This is a genomic window from Nocardioides immobilis (assembly GCF_003515065.1).
Classification (GTDB): Bacteria; Actinomycetota; Actinomycetes; order Propionibacteriales; family Nocardioidaceae; genus Nocardioides; species Nocardioides immobilis.
The window spans coordinates 90,419-108,473 of the sequence record NZ_QXGH01000013.1 but is presented as its reverse complement, the minus strand read 5'-3'; the positions used below and the strand labels follow the sequence as shown (position 1 = coordinate 108,473).

Here is an 18,055-nt window from a genome sequence, read left to right as displayed (position 1 = left end):
GTCTGTCCACCGAATCGCCCGAATTCCTCCGGATGGACGGGATCAGAGCGGCGCCACGTCGACCGACACGTCCAGCTTGGAGTGCCGTGCCTCGGTGAAGATCACACCCTTGACCGGCGGCACGTCGCCGTAGTCGCGGCCCCAGGCGACGGTGACGTAGCGGTCGTTCTGCCACTGGTCGTTGGTCGGGTCGAACGCCAGCCACTCCTCGTCGCCGAGCCAGACGGCCGCCCAGGCGTGCGACGCGTCGGCGCCGACGACCCGCTCCTTGCCGGGCGGCGGCTCGGTGGCCAGGTAGCCGCTCACGTAGCGCGCCGCGAGGCCGTGGGAGCGCAGGCAGGAGAGCGTGAAGTGCGCGAAGTCCTGGCACACGCCGGCACGCTTGGCGAGGATCTCCGGCACCGTCGAGGTCACGGTGGTGGCGGTGGCGTCGTACTCGAAGTCGGCGTGGATCCGGTGCATCAGGTCGGTGACGGCCTCGCCGACGGGACGGCCGGGGAGCAGGGAGTGGGCGGCGTACTCCTTCGCACCGGGGTACGTCGGCACGGCCGGGCTCGGCAGCACCAGGTCGGTGGCCAGCCAGGCACCGGGCAGGCCCGGCTGCCGCAGCGGGAGTACGGCGTCCCAGGGCTGGTCCAGGCGCCGGGCGTCGACGAGCGGGGCGACCACGTCGACCTCGCCGGACCCGACGATGGCGAGCTCGCGGTGCGGCTCGATCACCTGGAAGTAGGTGAGGTGGTTGCCGTAGAAGTCCTCGTCGCTCGCGGTGTCGCCCGGCGTCGGCGTCACCGCGACCCGGTAGTCGGTGACCTGCTGCCAGGGCAGCTGGCGCGGCACCAGGTAGGCGATGCCGAGACTGTCGGTGACGTCGTCGTCGTAGGTGTAGGTGGTGCGGTGCTCCACGCGGTACCTCACGGGACCGGCTCCAGCGTCGGAAGCGACCCGAACCGGCGGGGGGCCGGGCCGGTCGCGAAGTGCAGGTCTGCGACGGCCTCCGCGAGCCGGTCGAGCTGGGCGCCGGCGGTGTCGAGGAAGGACCGCAGGTTGGGGCGGTCGGCGCCACCGATCGCCACCAGGACCGCGACGTCGGTCTCCTCCACCTCGGTCGTCAGTGCGGCGAGCAGCCGCTCGGGTCGGGTCGACCCGGTCGACGCCGGCAGTGCGGCGAGGTGCTCGGTGGCACGGGCGACGCTGAACCCCAGCGAGCGCGGGTTCTCCGGGTCCTTGAGCAGCAGGTCGAGCACGCCGGCGGGCCGCACGTAGTCGCGGTAGCGGCGCCGGTGGGTCACCGAGCTCTCGGCGGCGGCGAGCACGGCGGCGAGCACCTCGCGGTCGACGTCGAGCCCGTGCCGCTCGGTGAGCGCGACCAGCAGGTGGCGCACCTGCTGACCACGCTCGAGGTAGCGGCCGACGCTGATCATGTGCCAGCCGGGATCGCGGATCATGTTGGCCGTCACGCCTGCGAGCGACAGCACCCCGGTGAGCATCCGGCCGGCCGACTCGGCCATCTGGTGGCTGCCGGGACTGCCGACCAGGGTCGACTGCGCGCGGTCGACGACGCCGAAGATCCGCCACACGTCCGACGACCACTGGTCGCGCACCCCGGACAGGGCGTCCCGCAGCGCCTCGAGCGACTGGGCCACGGACCCCGGCCGCTCGGGGTCGAGGAGCAGCGAGCGGAATTCCTCGTCGTAGTCGTCCGACGCCCGCCCGGACAGCCGGCCGATCAGGCCGGTGATCACCTCGAGGCTGAGGCCGCCGCTGGTGCGCGGCCGGCTGCGGTAGTCCTCGACGAGCACGTGCGCGGCGAGCAGCAGCCGCAGCAGGTCCTCGGCGCGTTCGGCGTACCGGCCGACCCAGAACATGTCCTCCAGCACCCGCGGCACGGTGGCGGGCAGCGACCGGCCGCTGCTGACCGGCATCACCTCGGCCAGTCCCTGGTCCGGCTCGCCGGTCTCGGCCTTGAGCACCCAGACGTCCTTGCTGGCGACGGTGCGCCCGTCCTGGAGGACGTTGCCGAGGCCGCCGAGCAAGGTCCGGTACGACGACCCGTAGCGGACCGTGAACGCCCGCACGCTCACCGGCCGGGGTGCTGCCTGACCGGTCGTCCGCCCGCCGGTCCAGGTCGGGGCCTGCGACAGCGGGAGCCGCTCCTGGGCGACGAACCGGTGCGGGGCGGCGAGGATCCGGCGGCGCAGGATCTCGGGCCGCCCGTCGAGCGGGGGTCCGCCCTCGATCGAGCGCACGGCCAGCGAGTCGAGGCGGTCGAGCACGTGGGCGAGCGCGTCGGGGTCGCCGCACCACCAGGTCGGCACCGTCGGCAGCCGGAGCGACTCACCCAGCAGGTGCTCGCACACGGCCGGCGCGTAGGCGAGGAGGGCGGGGTTCTCCAGCACCCCGGCGCCGAGCCCGTTGACCACCCGCACCCGGCTGCGTCGTACCGCCTCGGCGAGCCCGGCCACCCCGAGCTGCGAGTCGCCGCGGAGCTCGAGCGGGTCGCTCCACGCGGCGTCGACCCGGCGCAGGATCACGTCGACGCGCTCGAGCCGGCCGAGCGCCTTCATCAGCACCCAGCCGTCGCGCACGGTGAGGTCGCTGCCCTGGACCAGCGGGAAGCCCAGGTTCGACGCGAGCGCCGCCTGGTCGTACGCCGTCTCCGAGTGGGTGCCCGGCGTCAGCACCACCACCCGCGGGTCGGGCAGCTCGCCGTGGGCGGACTGGAGGAGGGCGGAGCGGAACGCCCAGAGGTACGGCGCCATCCGGTGCAGGTCGGCCTCCCGGTAGAGCTCGGGCAGGACCCGGCTCAGCACCTTGCGGTTCTCCAGGGCGTAGCCGAGGCCGGACGGCGCCTGGGCCCGGTCGCCGAGGACCCGCCAGGCACCGGTCGCGTCGCGGCCGAGGTCGGTCGCGGTCGTCACCAGCGGGCGCGGGTCGTTGCGCGACCCGTAGGCCATGATCCGGGTGAAGCCGGGGTGCGCGAGCACGGCCGCCGCCGGCACGATCCCGTCCCGGAGGAGGGTGCGCTCGCCGTACAGGTCGACGAGGAGCGCGTTGAGCAGCTCGGCACGCTGGGCCAGCCCGACCTCGACCTCGCGCCACGACCCGGCGTCGACCACCAGCGGAACCGGGTCGAGCCGCCACGCGGTGGGGCGCTCGCCCGGCCGGGAGTAGGTGACGCCGTCGTCGGCGAGGAAGCGGACGATCTGCTCGTCGACCCGGCTCAGCTCACCCGCGCCGATGCCGGACGCGACGGCAGCCAGCCGCTTCCACGGCGGCCGGAGGACGCCGTCGGGCGCGACCACCTCGTCGTACCGGGTCGCCTCGGTGCCCAGCGTCGGCTGGGAGAGCGCGGCGACGTACTCCTTCAGGACCGGCACAGCCGAAATCCTCGCACGGTGTGGTTTCGCGAGGGGCTGCGCCGGACAGGCTGCGGTTCATGGCTATCGGGGGCGACCCGGACGACCTCCGGCGACTGGCGACACGGCTGCGCACCCGCGCCGACACGCTGTCCACCCGGGCGACGTCGATGGACAACCACCTCGACGAGGTGCACTGGTCCAGCAACGCGGCGAGCAGCTATCGCGCACGGCTCCGGGACGACGTGTCCGCGGTCGAGGACGTGGTGGTCCGGCTCGACGAGCTCGCGGCCGACTTCGACGACCTCGCCAACACGCTCGAGGAGCGCCAGCGGCTGGTCGGCCTGCTGCTCGACGCCGGGATCGAGACGGCGCGGGAGGCGGCCGAGGCGGTCGCCGACGGCGTGCACGACGGCGTCCAGGCCGTCGAGAACGTGCTGAAGGACATGGGAGCGAAGGGCAAGGAATTGCTGGAAGACCTCGGCGGCGCACTCTCGGACGCGCTCCCGCTGATATGACGACGGCCTTCGAGCGCCACCCCGGTGGCCTGAGCGCGACGCTGTCCGAACCCGACTGGCGGGCACTGGCCGGCGCCGCCGACCAGCTCCCGGCGGCCCTGCGACCGATGCCGGCCCGGCCCGGTGAACCCTCGTCCGCTGAGCCCGCGCCGGAGCTGTCCCAGGCGGTCGGCCTGCTCACTTCCCCCCAACCGTTCCGTGCGGTGGTGTCCGCGACGGTGGCCGACGGCTCGGGCTACGGCCTCCTCGCGGCGATCGCCGCCGACGCGGCCGCCGGAGCAGCCGTGATCCGCGCGTTGGTGCCGAGCCGGACGGTGCCGGAACCCATCGGCGACGGGCCGGTCACCGTGCCGGAGAGCGTCCAGCTGCGGGCGTTCACCCCCGACCGGCTGGTCGCGGAGACGCTGCGCCTGTTCCCGCCGGACCCGCCCCGGACCGACCTGACCGGGCCGCGCGACGAGGACCGCCGTGACGCCCCCGTCGTGTCGATGGCGGCGACCGACGCGCGGGCGCTCGCCCGTGCCGTTGCCGAGCACGACGCGGCGCTGCTCGCCGGCGTCGCCGAGCTCAACGGCTGGGACGAGGTGCCGCCCCTGTTGATCTCGCTGGCCGAGCAGGTCCGCGCGACGGTCACCCTCTCGTTGCAGCGGGTCGGCCGGCCGACGCTCCACGCGACCTGGTTGCAGTGCGAGCTCGGGTGGGCGCACACGAGCGTGCGCGGCGGGCGGGTGCGCCACCAGCTCCGGTCCCGCAGCCAGATCGGCAACGACCTGGTGGCGGTCTACGCCGGCGCCTACACGGCCGCCGCCCGTGCCGCGAGGAGTGCCTGATGGGCGACGAGGACCTCCAGCTCAGCGGGGGCAGCGGCAGCCTCGAGGCCAAGACCGATGACATCCGCGGCTACGCCGGCTACATCGACGGTGCCGGCGACGACCTCACCGACGCCGCGCAGACCGTCGGGGGCCTGCTCCTCAGCGGCGACCTCGCGCAGGCGATCGTGCTGGCGCCGGGCGAGGTGGCCGCGCTCGAGGGCAAGCTCACCACGACCTCGCTCAGCCCGACCGGCCCCGGGGCGATGGCACTCCGGATGGAGGTGTCCGCACGGCTCTGGCGGCTCGCCGCCGAGGGCTACGACCTGGTCGACGCGACCCAGAAGGTGGCTGCCGACCTGATCGACGCCGGCATCGACGTCCTCGCGTTCGTGGCCGGGCCCGAGATCCTGGCCGGCGCGCTGCTGGTCGCCGCGGCCAAGAACCCCGATCTCGTGGCAGCCTTCGCCAGCGGCGACAAGGACCGGCTCATCGCCGAGCTCAACGAGACGGCGTTCTCGGAGCCGTGGCTGCAGGAGCTGATCACCCGGACGGCCGGGGGCACCCTCCAGGGCCTCGCCTTCCGGATCGAGGCCCTGCTGCCCTTCGTCCCACCGGGGACGCTCACCCTGCTCACCGGCGGCAACTGGCCCTCGCTGGACTACGAGAACCAGATCGCCGGCCTGATCGCCCTCGGCAACCTGTTCGGCGCGTTCCAGGACGACGGCGAGTTCAAGGTCGAGGTGTCCGAGGACAAGCCGATCGGTCTCGACGGCAGGCTCACCGAGGAGACCTTCCTCGGCGACCTGCTGACCCTGCAGGGCCAGGTCAGCACCGAGGACGCCCGCGTCGGCGTCGTCCGCAAGTACGACGACGAGGGCAACGTCGTGGGCTACATCGTCCAGGTCCCCGGCACCCAGGAGTGGGCCGCCGTCCGCGGGGACAACCCGGTCGACCTCACGTCCAACCTGTTGCTGGAGGCCGGCGAGCACACCCAGACCCAGGAGCTCGTCGTGGAGGCGCTGCGCCAGGCGATGGCGGCCGACGGCTACCAGCCGGGCGACGACGGCCTGCCGCCGGTGATGATCGGCGGGCACAGCCAGGGCGGCATCACCGCCGCCGCGATCGCGAGCAACCCCGAGTACCAGGAGAGCTACAACATCACCAGCGTCTACACGGCGGGGTCGCCGATCGCGCGGTTCGACATCCCCGAGGACGTGTCCGTGCTGTCGCTGGAGTACGACGAGGACGTCGTACCCAAGCTGGACGGGCGGGACAACCCCGACATCTCGCACTGGGTCACGGTCACCGACTCCCTCGCCACCGAGGGCGTCCCGCCCGACGTCGGTGCGGCCCACACCGACTACTACGACGACCTCGGTGCCGACCTCGACGGGTCGAGCGCGGAGGAGCTCGAGCGGTGGCGTCGCGAGAACGCCGTATTCTTCGGGGGCAACGGCGACAGCACGTACTACGAGATCAAGCCGGACGGGGAGTGAGGCCACCGATGCGTTGGACCGGTGGTGTGCTCGCCCTCGCCATCGCGTTCGCGTTGATGACCGGCTGCCGGCCCGGCGGGGACGACCCGAAGGCCAGCTACGACCCGGTGCCGGACGACGACCTGTACGCCGAGATCGCCGATCTCGACGGCGTGACGAAGGTGAAGATCCGCTTTGTCGAGGGCTTCGCGCGCACGAACAACTACGGCGGCGAGATCGTCGTCGCCGCTCCCGAGCGGGCGCTCGAGGTGCTCGACCGGGCGATCGCCATCCTCTGGCAGGGCCGCGAGGGCGCGCTGGCCGACCTGATCGTGCTCGGCCCGGACAACCAGCTGCTCAAGTACACCAGCGACCTCGGCCTGCGGAAGCCGGCCGACTACGAGGAGCGGTACGGCCCGCAGCCCGGCACCGGCGAGCCCCCGGAGGGCTCAGTCGGCCAACCGCTCTGACGGCGGCACCCGCCGCAGGTCGAGGGTGCGCGGGTAGTCGGGGCTCGCGGCAGCGGCGCCGGCGGCCCGCATCCGCGCGACGTCGATCCGGCCCGCGGTGTGCCGGCCACCCTCGAACCGGGACGCGCGCCGCGCCTCCGCCTCGTTGGCGTTGACCGGCGGGTGGTCGTAGGTGCGGCCGCCCGGGTGGACCACGTGGTACGTCGCGCCGCCGATGCTCACGCCTGCCTCGACGTCGACCACGTCGAAGGTCAGCGGGGAGTGCACCGCGATGCTGGGGTGGAGCGCCGACCAGGGCTGCCACGCCTTGTAGCGGACGCCGCCGTACGAGCCGTCGCCCGCGTGCGTCGGCGTGAGCGGCACCGGGACGCCCTGGCAGGTGACGACGTGGCGCTGGGGATCGAGCCCGGCGACCGCGACCTGGATCCGCTCGACGGACGAGTCGACGTACCGCGCGGTGCCGCCTCCGGCCGCCTCCTCCCCCAGCACGTGCCACGGCTCGACGCCCTGGCGCAGCTCCAGGTGGATCTGCCGGCCGGACTCGTCGCCGAAGGACACCGACCCGATCCGCGGGAAGCGGAACTCGACGAACGGGTCCAGCCACGCCGCGTCGAACGGGATCCCGAACGCGTTGAGGTCCGCCACCACCTGCTGGATGTCGGCGACCGCGCCGTGCGGCAACAGGTTGTCCTCGTGCAGCCGGGTGCCCCAGCGGACCAGGCCGCCGTCGTCGGGGCGCTCCCAGAACATCGCGACCAGGCTCCGCACCAGCAGCGCCTGGGTGAGGGCGAGCTCGGGGTGCGGCGGCATCTCGAACCCGCGCAGCTCCAGCAGGCCGAGCCGCCCGCGGGAGGAGTCGGGGCTGTAGAGCTTGTCGATGCAGAACTCGGCCCGGTGCGTGTTGCCGGTCAGGTCGGTCAACAGGTGCCGCAAGGCCCGGTCCACGAGCCAAGGTCGCGGCTCGCCTCCCGCTCCTGCGAGTCGTCGTACCTCCTGGATCGCGATCTCCATCTCGAAGACCGCCTCGGGACGGCCCTCGTCGAAGCGCGGGGCCTGGCTGGTCGGCCCGATGAACCGGCCCGAGAACAGGTACGAGAGCGAGGGGTGGCGCTGCCAGTACGCGACCAGGCTCACCAGCAGGTCGGGGCGCCGCAGCAGCGGGCTGTCGATCGGCTGCCGGCCACCGAGGGTCAGATGGTTGCCGCCGCCCGTCCCGGTGTGCAGACCGTCGAGGTCGAACTTCTCGGTGGTCAGCTTCACCTGCCGGGCGTCGGTGTAGAGCGCCGTCATCAGGTCGCGCTGCTCGGCCCAGGTCGAAGTCGGCTGCACGTTGACCTCGATCACGCCGGGGTCGGGCGTCACCGACAGCGAGGCCAGCGCCGGGTCCGGCGGCGGTGGGTAGCCCTCGAGCACGACCGGGCAGCCGGTGTCACGCGCCGCGACCTCGACCAGGTGGAGCAGGTCCGCGTAGTCGCTGAGCCGCGTCGTCGGCGGCAGGAACACGAACACCTTGCCGTCGCGCTCCTCGAACGCCAGCGCGGTCCGGTCGGACTCCTCGGGATCGGCGAGCGTCACGGTCGGCAGCGAGGAGTCGGCCGGCCGGTCGTTGGGGGCCGCTTCGAGGTACGACGGCTGCGCGGGGGCCTCCGGGTCCGTCCACGCGATCGAGTCGAGCGGCAGTCGGAGACCGACGGCGCTGGTGCCCGGCGTCAGGACCAGCCGGCCGCGCCGGAACCGCCAGGCCGGGCTCGTCCACCCGGTCTCGCCCGTCGTGAGCGGGAGCACCCAGCCGGTCGGCGTGACGACGTCGGCGTCGAGCTTCGCGACCAGCGCGAGCGAGGCGTCCTCGCGACCCTCGGGCGGTTCGCCGGCCGGCGTCCGCACGTGGTCGGCCAGCGCAGCGAACGGGTCCTCGTAGGCGGGCAGCAGCTGCTCGTCCGGCAGCCCCAGCAGCGCGGTCGTCCGCCGGGCGAGGGTCTCGGCGCCGAGTCGGCTCGACGTGTCCCACGGGTCCGCGAGCAACGCCGGGTCGTCCCACAGGGGCGTGCCGTCGGTGCGCCACTGGAGCGAGATGCTCCACCTCGGCAGCGGCTCACCCGGATACCACTTCCCCTGTCCGTGATGGACCACCCCGCCGGCGCCGTACCGCTCCCGGAGCCGCGCGGCAAGGTCGGCCGCGAGCCGCCGCTTCTCGGGGCCGTCGGCCTCGGTGCTCCACTCCGGCGTGGACGCGTCCTCGAGCGAGACGAACGTCGGCTCGCCCCCCATCGTCAGCCGGACGTCGCCCTTCGCGAGGCGCTCGTCGACGGCCTCGCCGAGGGCGTCGATCGCCTGCCACTGGTGGGAGGAGTACGGCGCCGTGACCCGCGGGTCCTCGTGCACCCGGCGCACCTCGTTGTGGAAGCGGAAGGTCACCTCGACCGGCTCGGTCGCGCCCGTGATCGGCGCGGCCGAGCTCGGGTGCGGCGTCGCCGACAGCGGGATGTGCCCCTCGCCGGCGAACAGTGCGCTGGTCGGGTCCATGCCGACCCACCCGGCGCCGGGCACGTAGACCTCGGTCCAGGCGTGCAGGTCCGTGAAGTCCGCCTTCGGCCCGGTCGGGCCGTCGAGACCCTGGGTCGCGAACTCGTCCGGCGCCAGCTGCACCAGGTAGCCGGACACGAACCGCGCCGCCAGGCCGTACTGCCGCAGCAGGCTCACCAGCAGCCAGGCGCTGTCCCGGCACGAGCCGATGCCGACCCGCAGGGTCTCGTCCGGCGTCTGCACGCCGGGTTCCATCCGCACGGAGTAGTCGACGTCGCGGTGCACCGCGGAGTTGAGGTCGGCGAGGAACTGGACGGTCGGCACGCCGTCGGCGGGCAGCGCCGGCAGCCGCTCCCGCCAGGCCGCGGCAGCGGTCGCGTCGTCGACCGGCCGGAGGTACGGCGCCAGGTCGGCCGCGAGCTGGGGCTCGTAGTCGAAGGGGAACCGCTCGGCGTGCTCCTCGATGAAGAAGTCGAACGGGTTGATCACCATCAGGTCGGCCACGAGCCCGACCGTGATGTCGAGGGTCGTGACCTTCTCCGGGAAGACCAGCCGCGCCAGCCAGTTGCCGAACGGGTCCTGCTGCCAGTTCACGAAGTGCCCGGCGGGCGCGACCTTCAGCGAGTACGCCTCGATCGGCGTCCGGCAGTGCGGGGCGGGCCGGAGCCGGACGACGTGCGGACCCACCGCTACCGGCCGCGCGAAGTCGTACGTCGTACGGTGCTCCAGCGCGACCTTGACCGTCATGCCGCGAGCCTAGGGAGCGAGCATGACGATGTCGTTACGGCGTGGTGGTGAAGTACTCGGAGAAGTCCTCGAAGTACTCCGACAGATAGGTCTCCAGCTCGGAGGGGTCGGTCGGGAAGTCCGCCGTGTTCGTGGGGAAGTCGGGCGAGTCGGTGGAGAAGTCGGACGGCGGCGTCACGGTCTCCGCGGTCGCCGAATCGGTCGCCGTGGGGTCATCGGTGCTGCCCGGCTCGTCGACCGTGTCGATCTTCCATTCGCCGTCGACGACGACCAGCCCGAAGTCGAGGTCGAAGCCCAGATCGACCTCGTCGTCGTTCAGGGTGACGGGGACGACGGCGGTCTCGGCTTCCTCGTCGATCGTGGACTCACCGATGTCGGCATCGAAGCCTTCGTCCATGAAGTCCTCTTCGTCCTCGCAGTTGGCGTCCTCCCGCTCCTGGAAGTCCTCGGTGAAGAGGTCGAGGGCGGCCTCGCAGTCGCCGTCCCGGACAGCCTGGAAGAACGCCTCGACGACCTCCTCGGGCTTCTCGTCGGGCAGCGAGCTGTCGTCGCCACCACCACCGCCGTCGTCATTGCCACTGTCGCTGTCGCTGTCGCGCAGGAAGATCGCCCACGAGCCGACGGCGAGCACCGCGATCAGCACGATGGCGCCGACCACGGCGAGGATGATCAGCAGGCCCTTGTTGCCGCCCCGGGAGGACGGCGGCGGGAAGCCCGGGCCACCAGGACCACCGGCGCCGCCGTACTGGCCGGGCTGCGGTACGGCGCCGTACGGCGTGCCCTGGGGCGGCGTGCTCGGCGGCCGCCCGGAGGGCTGTCCGCCCTGCCAGCTGCCGGGCTGGCCGGACTGCGCGGGAAACTGGGCCGTCGGCGTGGGCCCGGCCGGCTTGATCTGCGTGACGTCGGCAGCGCCGGTGCCGGGCTGCACGTGGTCGGTCCACGACGAGCCGTCGAACCAGCGCATCGCGCCGTTGCTGTCGGGGTACCAGCCGGGCTGGTTGGGGGTCTCTCCGGGCACCGGTACTCCTCGAGGCATCGATCTTGGATTGCCCAACCGTAGCCACCCGGATGCCCCGGGGTCGACGGTCAGGTCGGTCGCTTCATTCCCCGGAGGACCTCGACCAAACGGTCGGTCGCCTCCGGCTCCCCCACGCTGACCCGCACGCCCTCGCCGGCGAAGGGCCGCACCGCGAGTCCCGCCTCCCCCGCGGCGGCGGCGAAAGCGTCGGTCTGCGGCAGGTCGAACCACACGAAGTTGCCCTGTGGCTCGGGGACCGTCCACCCCACGGCAGCGATCCCGGCCACCAGCCGGTCCCGCTCCACGACGAGCGCGTCCACGCGCGCCAGCAGCTCGTCCTCCGCCGCCAGGGACGCGACCGCAGCAGCCTGGGCGACGGACGAGACCCCGAACGGCAGCGCGACGGCCCGCAGCGCGGTCGCCACCTCCGGCGCTGCGACGGCGTAGCCGACCCGGAGCCCCGCCAGCCCGTAGGCCTTGGAGAAGGTGCGCAGCAGGACGACGTTGGGGTGGTCCCTGAGCAGCGCCAGCCCGTCGACCGGGTCTGCCATCCGCACGAACTCGACGTACGCCTCGTCGACGACGACCAGGACGTCGGCGGGCACGCCGGCGATGAAAGCCGTGGTCTCGGCGTGGGTGAGCGCCGGCCCGGTCGGGTTGTTGGGCGTGCACAGCAGGACCACCTTGGTGCGCTCGGTGGTCGCCGCGGCCATCGCCGGCAGGTCGTGGCGGCCGTCCGCGGTGACCGGCACCTTCACCCCGGTCGCCCCGGCGGCGGTGATCGCGATCGGGTACGCCTCGAACGAGCGCCAGGCGTGCACCACCTCGTCGCCGGGACCGCAGTAGGCCGAGAGCAGGTGATAGATCAGCGCGACCGAGCCGGTGCCGGCGGCCAGCTGGTCGGTGCCGACCCCGTGCTTGGTGGCGAGCGCGTCGTAGAGCGCGGAGCAGCCCATGTCGGGGTAGCGGTTCATCGCCGTCACCGCCTGCTCGGCCGTGGCCCGCACGCTCGGCAGTGGTGGGTAGGGATTCTCGTTCGACGACAGCTTGTACGTCGTCAGCCCGGCGCGCGCCACCGGCGGCTTGCCCGGGACGTACGGCGGGATCTCCCGCACGTGCGGCAGCGGTTCGACCATGTCTGCGACCCTATGCCTAGGCCGCGGACCAGTCCTCGTTCGGCGGTGCGACCACCCGGCCACCGGTCACCGGCTCCAGCTCGCGACCGAGCGTGATGTCGAGAGGGTTGGTGAGGCAGCGCACCGAGCCGCCGCCGAGGTGGAACTCCGACACGTCGACGAGCACGATCTCGAAGCCCCACTCCTCGAGCTGCGCGCGCACCCGCGGGGGGCAGCCCGGCATGACGATGGTGCGGCCGACGACGACGGAGTTGGCGCAGAGGGTGCCGATCGCCTCCAGCTCGGTGATCACCAGCGGCTCGGGCACCAGCGCCAGCAGCGCGTCGGCCGACGCAGGGTCGAGGGCGTCGGGGCAGACGATGGCGCGGCGCTCGTCGAGCGGGCAGAACGCAAGGTCGAGGTGGTACATCCCGGGGTGCGTGATCCGCACGCCGCGCACGGTCACGCCGAGGTCGGCCGCGAGGTGCTTGAGCGCGAGCTCGTCGCTGCGCGGGCCCACGCCGACGACCAGCTCGCCGCCGAACGGGAAGGCGTCGCCGGCCTCGAAGTGGGCACCGACGCCGTCGCGTCCGACGTACGACGTCGCGAACCCCTGCGTCTCGAACCAGCGCTGCGCGCTCGGGGTCTCGTTGCGACGCTGCGGGAAGCGCATGTGGGACATGACGACCGACCGGCGGCCGGTGCCCTCCCACTCCGGCCGGAGCACGACCAGGCCGAGGTTCATCGCGTAGACCATGTCGGGGCTGTCGGGACGGCCAGGGATCACGTCGACCGTCGAACCGGCGGCGCGCAGGGTCTCGACCAGCATGTGCCACTGGGCCGACGCCCGTGAGGGGTCGGGCTGGACATCGGGGTTCATGAACGGGTTGATGGCGTACTCGACCCGAAACTGCGACGGCTCGACCATCGCGTAGTGGCGACCCCAGTCCAGCGTCATCTCCCAGCTCCCTTCACCAGCGAATGATTGTCAGACAATCTGACAATGAGACAGCATAGCGGCTTCTCCCAGGTGCGCGACAATGGGCGGCATGCCGACCACCCACCCCACGTTCGACTCACTCAGCGTCGAGCACGCCTCGACCGTCGAGCGCGTGACCGCCGAGCTGCGCCGGGCGGTGTTCGAGGGCGAGGTCGAGAGCGGGACGCCGCTGCGGGAGCTCGCGCTCGCGGAGTCCCTCGGCGTCTCCCGTCCGACCGTCCGTGAGGCCCTGATGGCGCTGGTCGCCGAAGGCCTCGCGACCCGCGAGCCCAACCGCGGCGTCAGCGTCGCCACCCCGCGCGCCGACTCCGTGCGCGACGTCTGCGCGGCGCGCTGGGTGCTCGAGGGCGCCGGCGTCCGGGCCTGGCCCACGGCTTCCGACGAGACCCGGAAGCGGGTCCGCCTGACCTTGGACGCCTACACGAGCGCGGTCCGGAGCGGGCGGGCGTCGTACGAGGAGCTCAACGAGCGGCACCTCGCCTTCCACGTCTCCCTGGTCGAGCTCACCGGCAGCCCGCGGCTGGTCCAGATGGCCGAGAGCCTGATGGACGAGCTGAAGCTCGCGCTCGCCCAGGTCGACCGGGTGCGCCGCAACGCGCACGACCAGGCGGAGTCGCACGAGCCCTTGGTCCGGCTCCTCGAGGACGGCGACCTCGACGGGGCCCACGAGTTCCTGCGCCGGCACATCGACGACGCGGCCGACGAGATCGTCGAGGCGCTCGCCCTCACCTGACGCCCTGCAACACTGGCGGCATGGTCGCGTTCCTCGCTCGCTGGGCGATCACCAGCGTCGCCCTCGCCCTCGCCGCCCAGGTGATGGACGACATCTGGTTCAACGGGCCGCGTCAGGGCCAGCCGGAGCTGGAGGAGAAGCTGCTGCCGCTGCTCGGCGTGGCGTTGATCCTCAGCCTGGTCACGGCGTTCGTGAAGCCGGTCCTGGTGATCCTGTCGTTCCCGTTCATCCTGCTCACGCTCGGGCTGTTCCTGCTGGTGCTCAACGCGCTGCTGCTGATGCTGACCGGCTGGGTCGCCGACCTGTTCGACATCGGCTTCCACGTCGAGGGCTTCTGGCCCGCGGTCGGCGGCGCGATCATCATCAGCGTCACCACCTGGATCCTCGATGCCCTCGTCGGCGTCGACGAGAAGGACGAGAAGGCCGCGTAGTGCCCACGCTCCCCTCGCCCCGCACGCCGGGGCGCTACCGGATCGCCCTGGTCTGCCTCGGCAACATCTGCCGCTCCCCCATGGCCGACGTCGTGCTGACCGACCGGATCGCCGCAGCCGGTCTCCACGACCGGGTGACCGTGGTCAGCTCGGGCACCGGCGACTGGCACGTCGGGGGCCCGATGGACCGGCGGGCGGCCGCCCTCCTCGCCACCGAGGGCTACCCCATCGACCTGGCGTCGGCGCACCGCGCGCAGCAGGTACAGCCGTCCTGGCTCACCGACTGCGACCTGCTGCTGGCGATGGACCGCCAGAACCTCCACGACCTGCACGCCCTCGCGGACGGCGACCTTGAGCCCGACCGGGTCCGCCTGTTCGGCGACTTCGACCCGGTCGACCCCGGCGCCGAGGTCCCCGACCCCTACTTCGGCGGCGACGACGGCTTCCACGGCGTCCTGGCGATGGTCGAGCGGACCTCCGACGCCCTCGCCGATGCGCTGCAGGCCGAATTTCGCGGTAGTCCCTGACTTTTCTGTCGTGAATCGACCCCGGCGACGACGGAAAGGTCAGGGACTACCGCACTGGACCACACCCGGATTTGGGGTAACTACTTGGATGTCCTACTATTTTCCTAGGACGTCCAACTAGTTGAGGTGACCGTGGTCCGCAAGCCCCTGCACAAGCCGAGCCATCCGATCCGGTTGGTGACCGCGTCGAGCCTGTTCGACGGGCACGACGCCGCGATCAACATCATGCGCCGGATCTTCCAGAGCCAAGGCTGCGAGGTGATCCACCTCGGGCACAACCGGTCGGTCGCCGAGATCGTCGAGACGGCGCTGGAGGAGGACGTCCAGTGCGTGGCGGTGTCGTCGTACCAGGGCGGCCACGTCGAGTACTTCGAGTACCTCGTCGAGCAGCTGCGCGCCCACGGCGCCGGCCACGTCAAGGTCGTCGGCGGCGGTGGCGGCGTGATCGTCCACGACGAGATCGAGCGGCTCCGCGCCTCGGGCGTCACCATCTTCTCCCCCGAGGACGGCCAGCGGATGGGCCTGCCGGGGATGATCAACTCCATCGTCCGCGACTGCGACCACGACCTGTGGTCGCTGCGCGACGTGAGCGTCGAGGACGTCCTGTCCGGGCGGCGTACGGCGCTGGCCCGGATGATCACCGGCATCGAGACCGGTGCCGTCGGCGACGACGCGCTCGAGAAGCTGCGGCAGGTCTCGACGGGCTCGACCGACAGGTTGGTCCCGGTGCTCGGCATCACGGGCACCGGCGGCAGCGGCAAGAGCTCGCTGACCGACGAGCTCGTACGCCGCCTGCGGATGGACCAGTACGACAAGGTGCGGGTCGCCGTACTCGCCGTCGACCCGACCCGGCGCAAGGGTGGCGGGGCGCTCCTCGGCGACCGGATCCGGATGAACAGCCTCGACCTCGACGGGCCCGGGCTCGACCGGGACCGGGTGTTCTTCCGGAGCCTGGCCACCCGCGGCGCCCACGAGCTGCCGGAGCACCTCGCCGACGTCATCGCCGCGACCAAGGCCGCCGGCTTCGACCTGGTGATCGTCGAGACGCCCGGCATCGGCCAGGGCGACGCGGCGGTCGTCCCGTTCGTCGACACCAGCCTCTACGTCATGACGCCGGAGTACGGCGCCGCCTCCCAGCTCGAGAAGATCGACATGCTCGACTTCGCCGACGCCGTGGCGATCAACAAGTTCGAGCGCCGGGGCGCCAGGGACGCGCAGCGCGAGGTCGCCCGCCAGCTCGTGCGCAACCGGGAGGCGTTCGGCCAGCAGCCCGACGACATGCCGGTCTTCGGCACGTCGGCCGCGACGTTCGACGACGACGGGGTCACCGCGCTCTACCAGTTCCTGCGCGGGCTCCTGGCCGAGCACGGGCTCGCGGTCGACGCGGGCGTGCTCGCGCCGGTCGCCGGCAAGACGTCGACGCGGATCCAGCAGGTGCTGCCCGGCGACCGGGTGCGCTACCTCGCCGAGATCGCCGAGTCGTTGCGCGACTACCACGCCGAGACCGAGGCGCTCGTCGCCGGCGCGCGGCGCGCCCAGCGCTTCGCCGTGGTGGCCGACGAGGTGCCCGAGGCGAAGGAGCTCGCGGAGCGGGCGAAGCGGGAGCTGCCGGAGGACGTGCAGTCCCAGCTCGCCGAATGGCCCGCGGTGGTCGAGAAGTACGCCGGCGACGCCGGCCGCGAGTCCCTGTCCGGCACCCGGGTGCCCCGCGTCGCCGTACCCACCTATGAGGACCACGGCGAGCTGGTGCGGTTCTGGCGCCGTGAGAACCTGCCCGGCCGCTTCCCCTTCACCGCCGGCGTCTTCCCGTTCAAGCGGGAGAACGAGGACCCGGCGCGGATGTTCGCGGGCGAGGGCGACCCGTTCCGCACCAACCGTCGCTTCAAGCTGCTCGCCGAGGACCAGCCGGCGACCCGGCTGTCGACCGCGTTCGACTCGGTGACGCTCTACGGCCGCGACCCCGCGGAGCGGCCCGACGTCTACGGCAAGATCGGCACCTCCGGCGTGAGCGTCGCGACCCTCGACGACATGAAGGCGCTGTACGACGGCTTCGACCTCGGCTCGCCCACGACGTCGGTGTCGATGACGATCAACGGGCCGGCGCCGACCGTGCTGGCGTTCTTCCTCAACACGGTCATCGACCAGGCCCGCGAGAAGGGCATCGAGCCGGCCGAGGCGCTCCGCAACGTCCGCGGCACGGTGCAGGCCGACATCCTCAAGGAGGACCAGGGCCAGAACACCTGCCTGTTCTCCACCGAGTTCTCGCTGCGGTGCATGGCGGACATCCAGGAGTGGTTCATCGAGCACGAGGTCCGGAACTTCTACTCGGTCTCCATCTCCGGCTACCACATCGCCGAGGCCGGGGCGAACCCCATCAGCCAGCTGGCCTTCACGCTCGCCAACGGCTTCACCTACGTCGAGTCCTACCTCGCCCGCGGCATGGACATCGACGACTTCGCGCCGAACCTGTCGTTCTTCTTCTCCAACGGCATGGACCCGGAGTACACCGTGATCGGCCGGGTCGCCCGCCGGATCTGGGCGGTCGCGATGAAGGAGCGGTACGGCGCCAACGAGCGCTCGCAGCGGCTGAAGTACCACGTGCAGACGTCGGGTCGCTCGCTGCACGCCCAGGAGATGGCGTTCAACGACATCCGCACCACGCTGCAGGCGCTGTGCGCGATCTACGACAACGCCAACTCGCTGCACACCAACGCCTACGACGAGGCCGTCACCACCCCCACCGACGAGTCCGTACGCCGCGCGCTGGCGATCCAGATGATCATCAACCGCGAGTGGGGCCTGGCCATGAACGAGAACCCGATGCAGGGCTCGTTCATCGTCGACCAGCTCACCGACCTGGTGGAGGAGGCGGTCCTCGCCGAGTTCGACCGGATCTCCGAGCGGGGCGGGGTGCTCGGCGCGATGGAGACCGGCTACCAGCGCGGCCGGATCCAGGACGAGTCGATGCTCTACGAGCACCGCAAGCACGACGGCTCGCTGCCGATCATCGGCGTCAACACGTTCCGCAGCCCCGGCGCCGACGACGGCACGCCCGACCACATCGAGCTGGCGCGCGCCACGTCGGAGGAGAAGCAGTCGCAGCTCGAGCGGGTCGAGCGGTTCCGCTCCGCGCACGCCGAGGATGCGGAAGCGGCCATCGCCCGGCTCAAGGAGGCGGCGACGAGCGGCGAGAACGTGTTCGCCGTACTCATGGACGCGGCGCGGGTGTGCTCGCTCGGCCAGGTCACCGAGGCGTTCTTCGAGGTGGGCGGGCAGTACCGGCGCAACGTCTGACGCCTCGAGAGCTAGGCGTGCGACTGGCTCAGCAGG

At 72.2% G+C, this 18,055-nt stretch carries 14 protein-coding genes; 8 read left to right on the top strand and 6 right to left on the bottom strand.

Annotation, left to right across the window (positions count from 1 at the left end):
• Positions 1-42: 42 nt before the first annotated feature.
• Together D0Z08_RS09320 and D0Z08_RS09315 are read right to left on the bottom strand one after the other, a co-directional pair.
• On the bottom strand, positions 43-915 hold the full coding sequence (locus D0Z08_RS09320; RefSeq protein WP_118924929.1) for a transglutaminase family protein: 873 nt from the start codon (positions 913-915) through the stop codon (positions 43-45).
• The gene (locus tag D0Z08_RS09315; protein WP_118924927.1) at positions 912-3,377 is read right to left on the bottom strand and encodes a circularly permuted type 2 ATP-grasp protein; all 2,466 of its coding nucleotides are present in this window, start codon (positions 3,375-3,377) and stop codon (positions 912-914) included. The genes D0Z08_RS09320 and D0Z08_RS09315 overlap by 4 nt, the downstream gene beginning before the upstream one ends.
• Positions 3,378-3,436: 59 nt before the next feature.
• Here D0Z08_RS09315 and D0Z08_RS09310 point away from each other — a divergent pair, with 59 nt between their 5' ends.
• Genes D0Z08_RS09310 through D0Z08_RS09295 form a run of 4 tightly spaced genes read left to right on the top strand, consistent with a single transcriptional unit; the run spans position 3,437 to position 6,631 of the window.
• Positions 3,437-3,874, top strand: a complete 438-nt coding sequence (locus D0Z08_RS09310) for a hypothetical protein (RefSeq protein WP_118924925.1) — start codon at positions 3,437-3,439, stop codon at positions 3,872-3,874.
• On the top strand, positions 3,871-4,704 hold the full coding sequence (locus D0Z08_RS09305) for a hypothetical protein (protein WP_118924923.1): 834 nt from the start codon (positions 3,871-3,873) through the stop codon (positions 4,702-4,704). The genes D0Z08_RS09310 and D0Z08_RS09305 overlap by 4 nt, the downstream gene beginning before the upstream one ends.
• Positions 4,704-6,182, top strand: a complete 1,479-nt coding sequence (locus D0Z08_RS09300) for a hypothetical protein (RefSeq protein ID WP_118924921.1) — start codon at positions 4,704-4,706, stop codon at positions 6,180-6,182. Before D0Z08_RS09305 ends, D0Z08_RS09300 begins: the two co-directional genes overlap by 1 nt.
• A gap of 8 nt (positions 6,183-6,190) precedes the next feature.
• Positions 6,191-6,631 carry a hypothetical protein gene (locus tag D0Z08_RS09295; RefSeq protein WP_118924919.1) on the top strand — a complete coding sequence of 147 codons (441 nt, stop codon included), beginning with the start codon at positions 6,191-6,193 and terminating at the stop codon, positions 6,629-6,631.
• On the opposite strand, the gene D0Z08_RS09290 is transcribed toward D0Z08_RS09295, so the two are convergent.
• The 4 genes from D0Z08_RS09290 to D0Z08_RS09275 form a co-directional block, all read right to left on the bottom strand.
• Positions 6,611-9,901: a transglutaminase family protein gene (locus D0Z08_RS09290; protein ID WP_118924917.1), complete on the bottom strand. Its 3,291-nt coding sequence runs from the start codon at positions 9,899-9,901 to the stop codon at positions 6,611-6,613. The two genes, D0Z08_RS09295 and D0Z08_RS09290, sit on opposite strands and share 21 nt — an antisense overlap.
• Positions 9,902-9,935: 34 nt before the next feature.
• The gene (locus D0Z08_RS09285; RefSeq protein WP_182481244.1) at positions 9,936-10,919 is read right to left on the bottom strand and encodes a DUF2510 domain-containing protein; all 984 of its coding nucleotides are present in this window, start codon (positions 10,917-10,919) and stop codon (positions 9,936-9,938) included.
• 68 nt (positions 10,920-10,987) lie between these two features.
• Entirely contained in the window at positions 10,988-12,055 is a 1,068-nt protein-coding gene (gene hisC / locus D0Z08_RS09280; protein WP_118924913.1) for a histidinol-phosphate transaminase, read from the bottom strand.
• 16 nt (positions 12,056-12,071) lie between these two features.
• On the bottom strand, positions 12,072-12,992 hold the full coding sequence (locus D0Z08_RS09275) for a dimethylarginine dimethylaminohydrolase family protein (RefSeq protein ID WP_118924911.1): 921 nt from the start codon (positions 12,990-12,992) through the stop codon (positions 12,072-12,074).
• Between the two features lie 91 nt (positions 12,993-13,083).
• Here D0Z08_RS09275 and D0Z08_RS09270 point away from each other — a divergent pair, with 91 nt between their 5' ends.
• The 4 genes from D0Z08_RS09270 (at position 13,084) to icmF (ending at position 18,019) form a co-directional block, all read left to right on the top strand.
• Positions 13,084-13,767, top strand: a complete 684-nt coding sequence (locus D0Z08_RS09270; RefSeq protein WP_118925098.1) for a GntR family transcriptional regulator — start codon at positions 13,084-13,086, stop codon at positions 13,765-13,767.
• A 20-nt stretch (positions 13,768-13,787) separates the two neighbouring features.
• On the top strand, positions 13,788-14,198 hold the full coding sequence (locus tag D0Z08_RS09265) for a phage holin family protein (protein ID WP_118924909.1): 411 nt from the start codon (positions 13,788-13,790) through the stop codon (positions 14,196-14,198).
• Positions 14,198-14,725, top strand: coding sequence for a low molecular weight protein-tyrosine-phosphatase (locus D0Z08_RS09260; protein ID WP_245993818.1), 528 nt, complete (start codon positions 14,198-14,200; stop codon positions 14,723-14,725). Before D0Z08_RS09265 ends, D0Z08_RS09260 begins: the two co-directional genes overlap by 1 nt.
• Before the next feature lie 132 nt (positions 14,726-14,857).
• Positions 14,858-18,019, top strand: a complete 3,162-nt coding sequence (icmF, locus tag D0Z08_RS09255) for a fused isobutyryl-CoA mutase/GTPase IcmF (RefSeq protein ID WP_220454124.1) — start codon at positions 14,858-14,860, stop codon at positions 18,017-18,019.
• Positions 18,020-18,055: the final 36 nt, after the last annotated feature.

Bases quoted from the DNA above. Each gene is read 5' to 3' on its own strand.
- D0Z08_RS09310 (WP_118924925.1), top strand. From the start codon at position 3,437: ATGGCTATCGGGGGCGACCCGGACGACCTCCGGCGACTGGCGACACGG.
- D0Z08_RS09305 (WP_118924923.1), top strand. From the start codon at position 3,871: ATGACGACGGCCTTCGAGCGCCACCCCGGTGGCCTGAGCGCGACGCTG.
- D0Z08_RS09300 (WP_118924921.1), top strand. From the start codon at position 4,704: ATGGGCGACGAGGACCTCCAGCTCAGCGGGGGCAGCGGCAGCCTCGAG.
- D0Z08_RS09295 (WP_118924919.1), top strand. From the start codon at position 6,191: ATGCGTTGGACCGGTGGTGTGCTCGCCCTCGCCATCGCGTTCGCGTTG.
- D0Z08_RS09290 (WP_118924917.1), bottom strand. From the start codon at position 9,901: ATGACGGTCAAGGTCGCGCTGGAGCACCGTACGACGTACGACTTCGCG.
- hisC (WP_118924913.1), bottom strand. From the start codon at position 12,055: ATGGTCGAACCGCTGCCGCACGTGCGGGAGATCCCGCCGTACGTCCCG.
- D0Z08_RS09275 (WP_118924911.1), bottom strand. From the start codon at position 12,992: ATGACGCTGGACTGGGGTCGCCACTACGCGATGGTCGAGCCGTCGCAG.
- D0Z08_RS09270 (WP_118925098.1), top strand. From the start codon at position 13,084: ATGCCGACCACCCACCCCACGTTCGACTCACTCAGCGTCGAGCACGCC.
- D0Z08_RS09265 (WP_118924909.1), top strand. From the start codon at position 13,788: ATGGTCGCGTTCCTCGCTCGCTGGGCGATCACCAGCGTCGCCCTCGCC.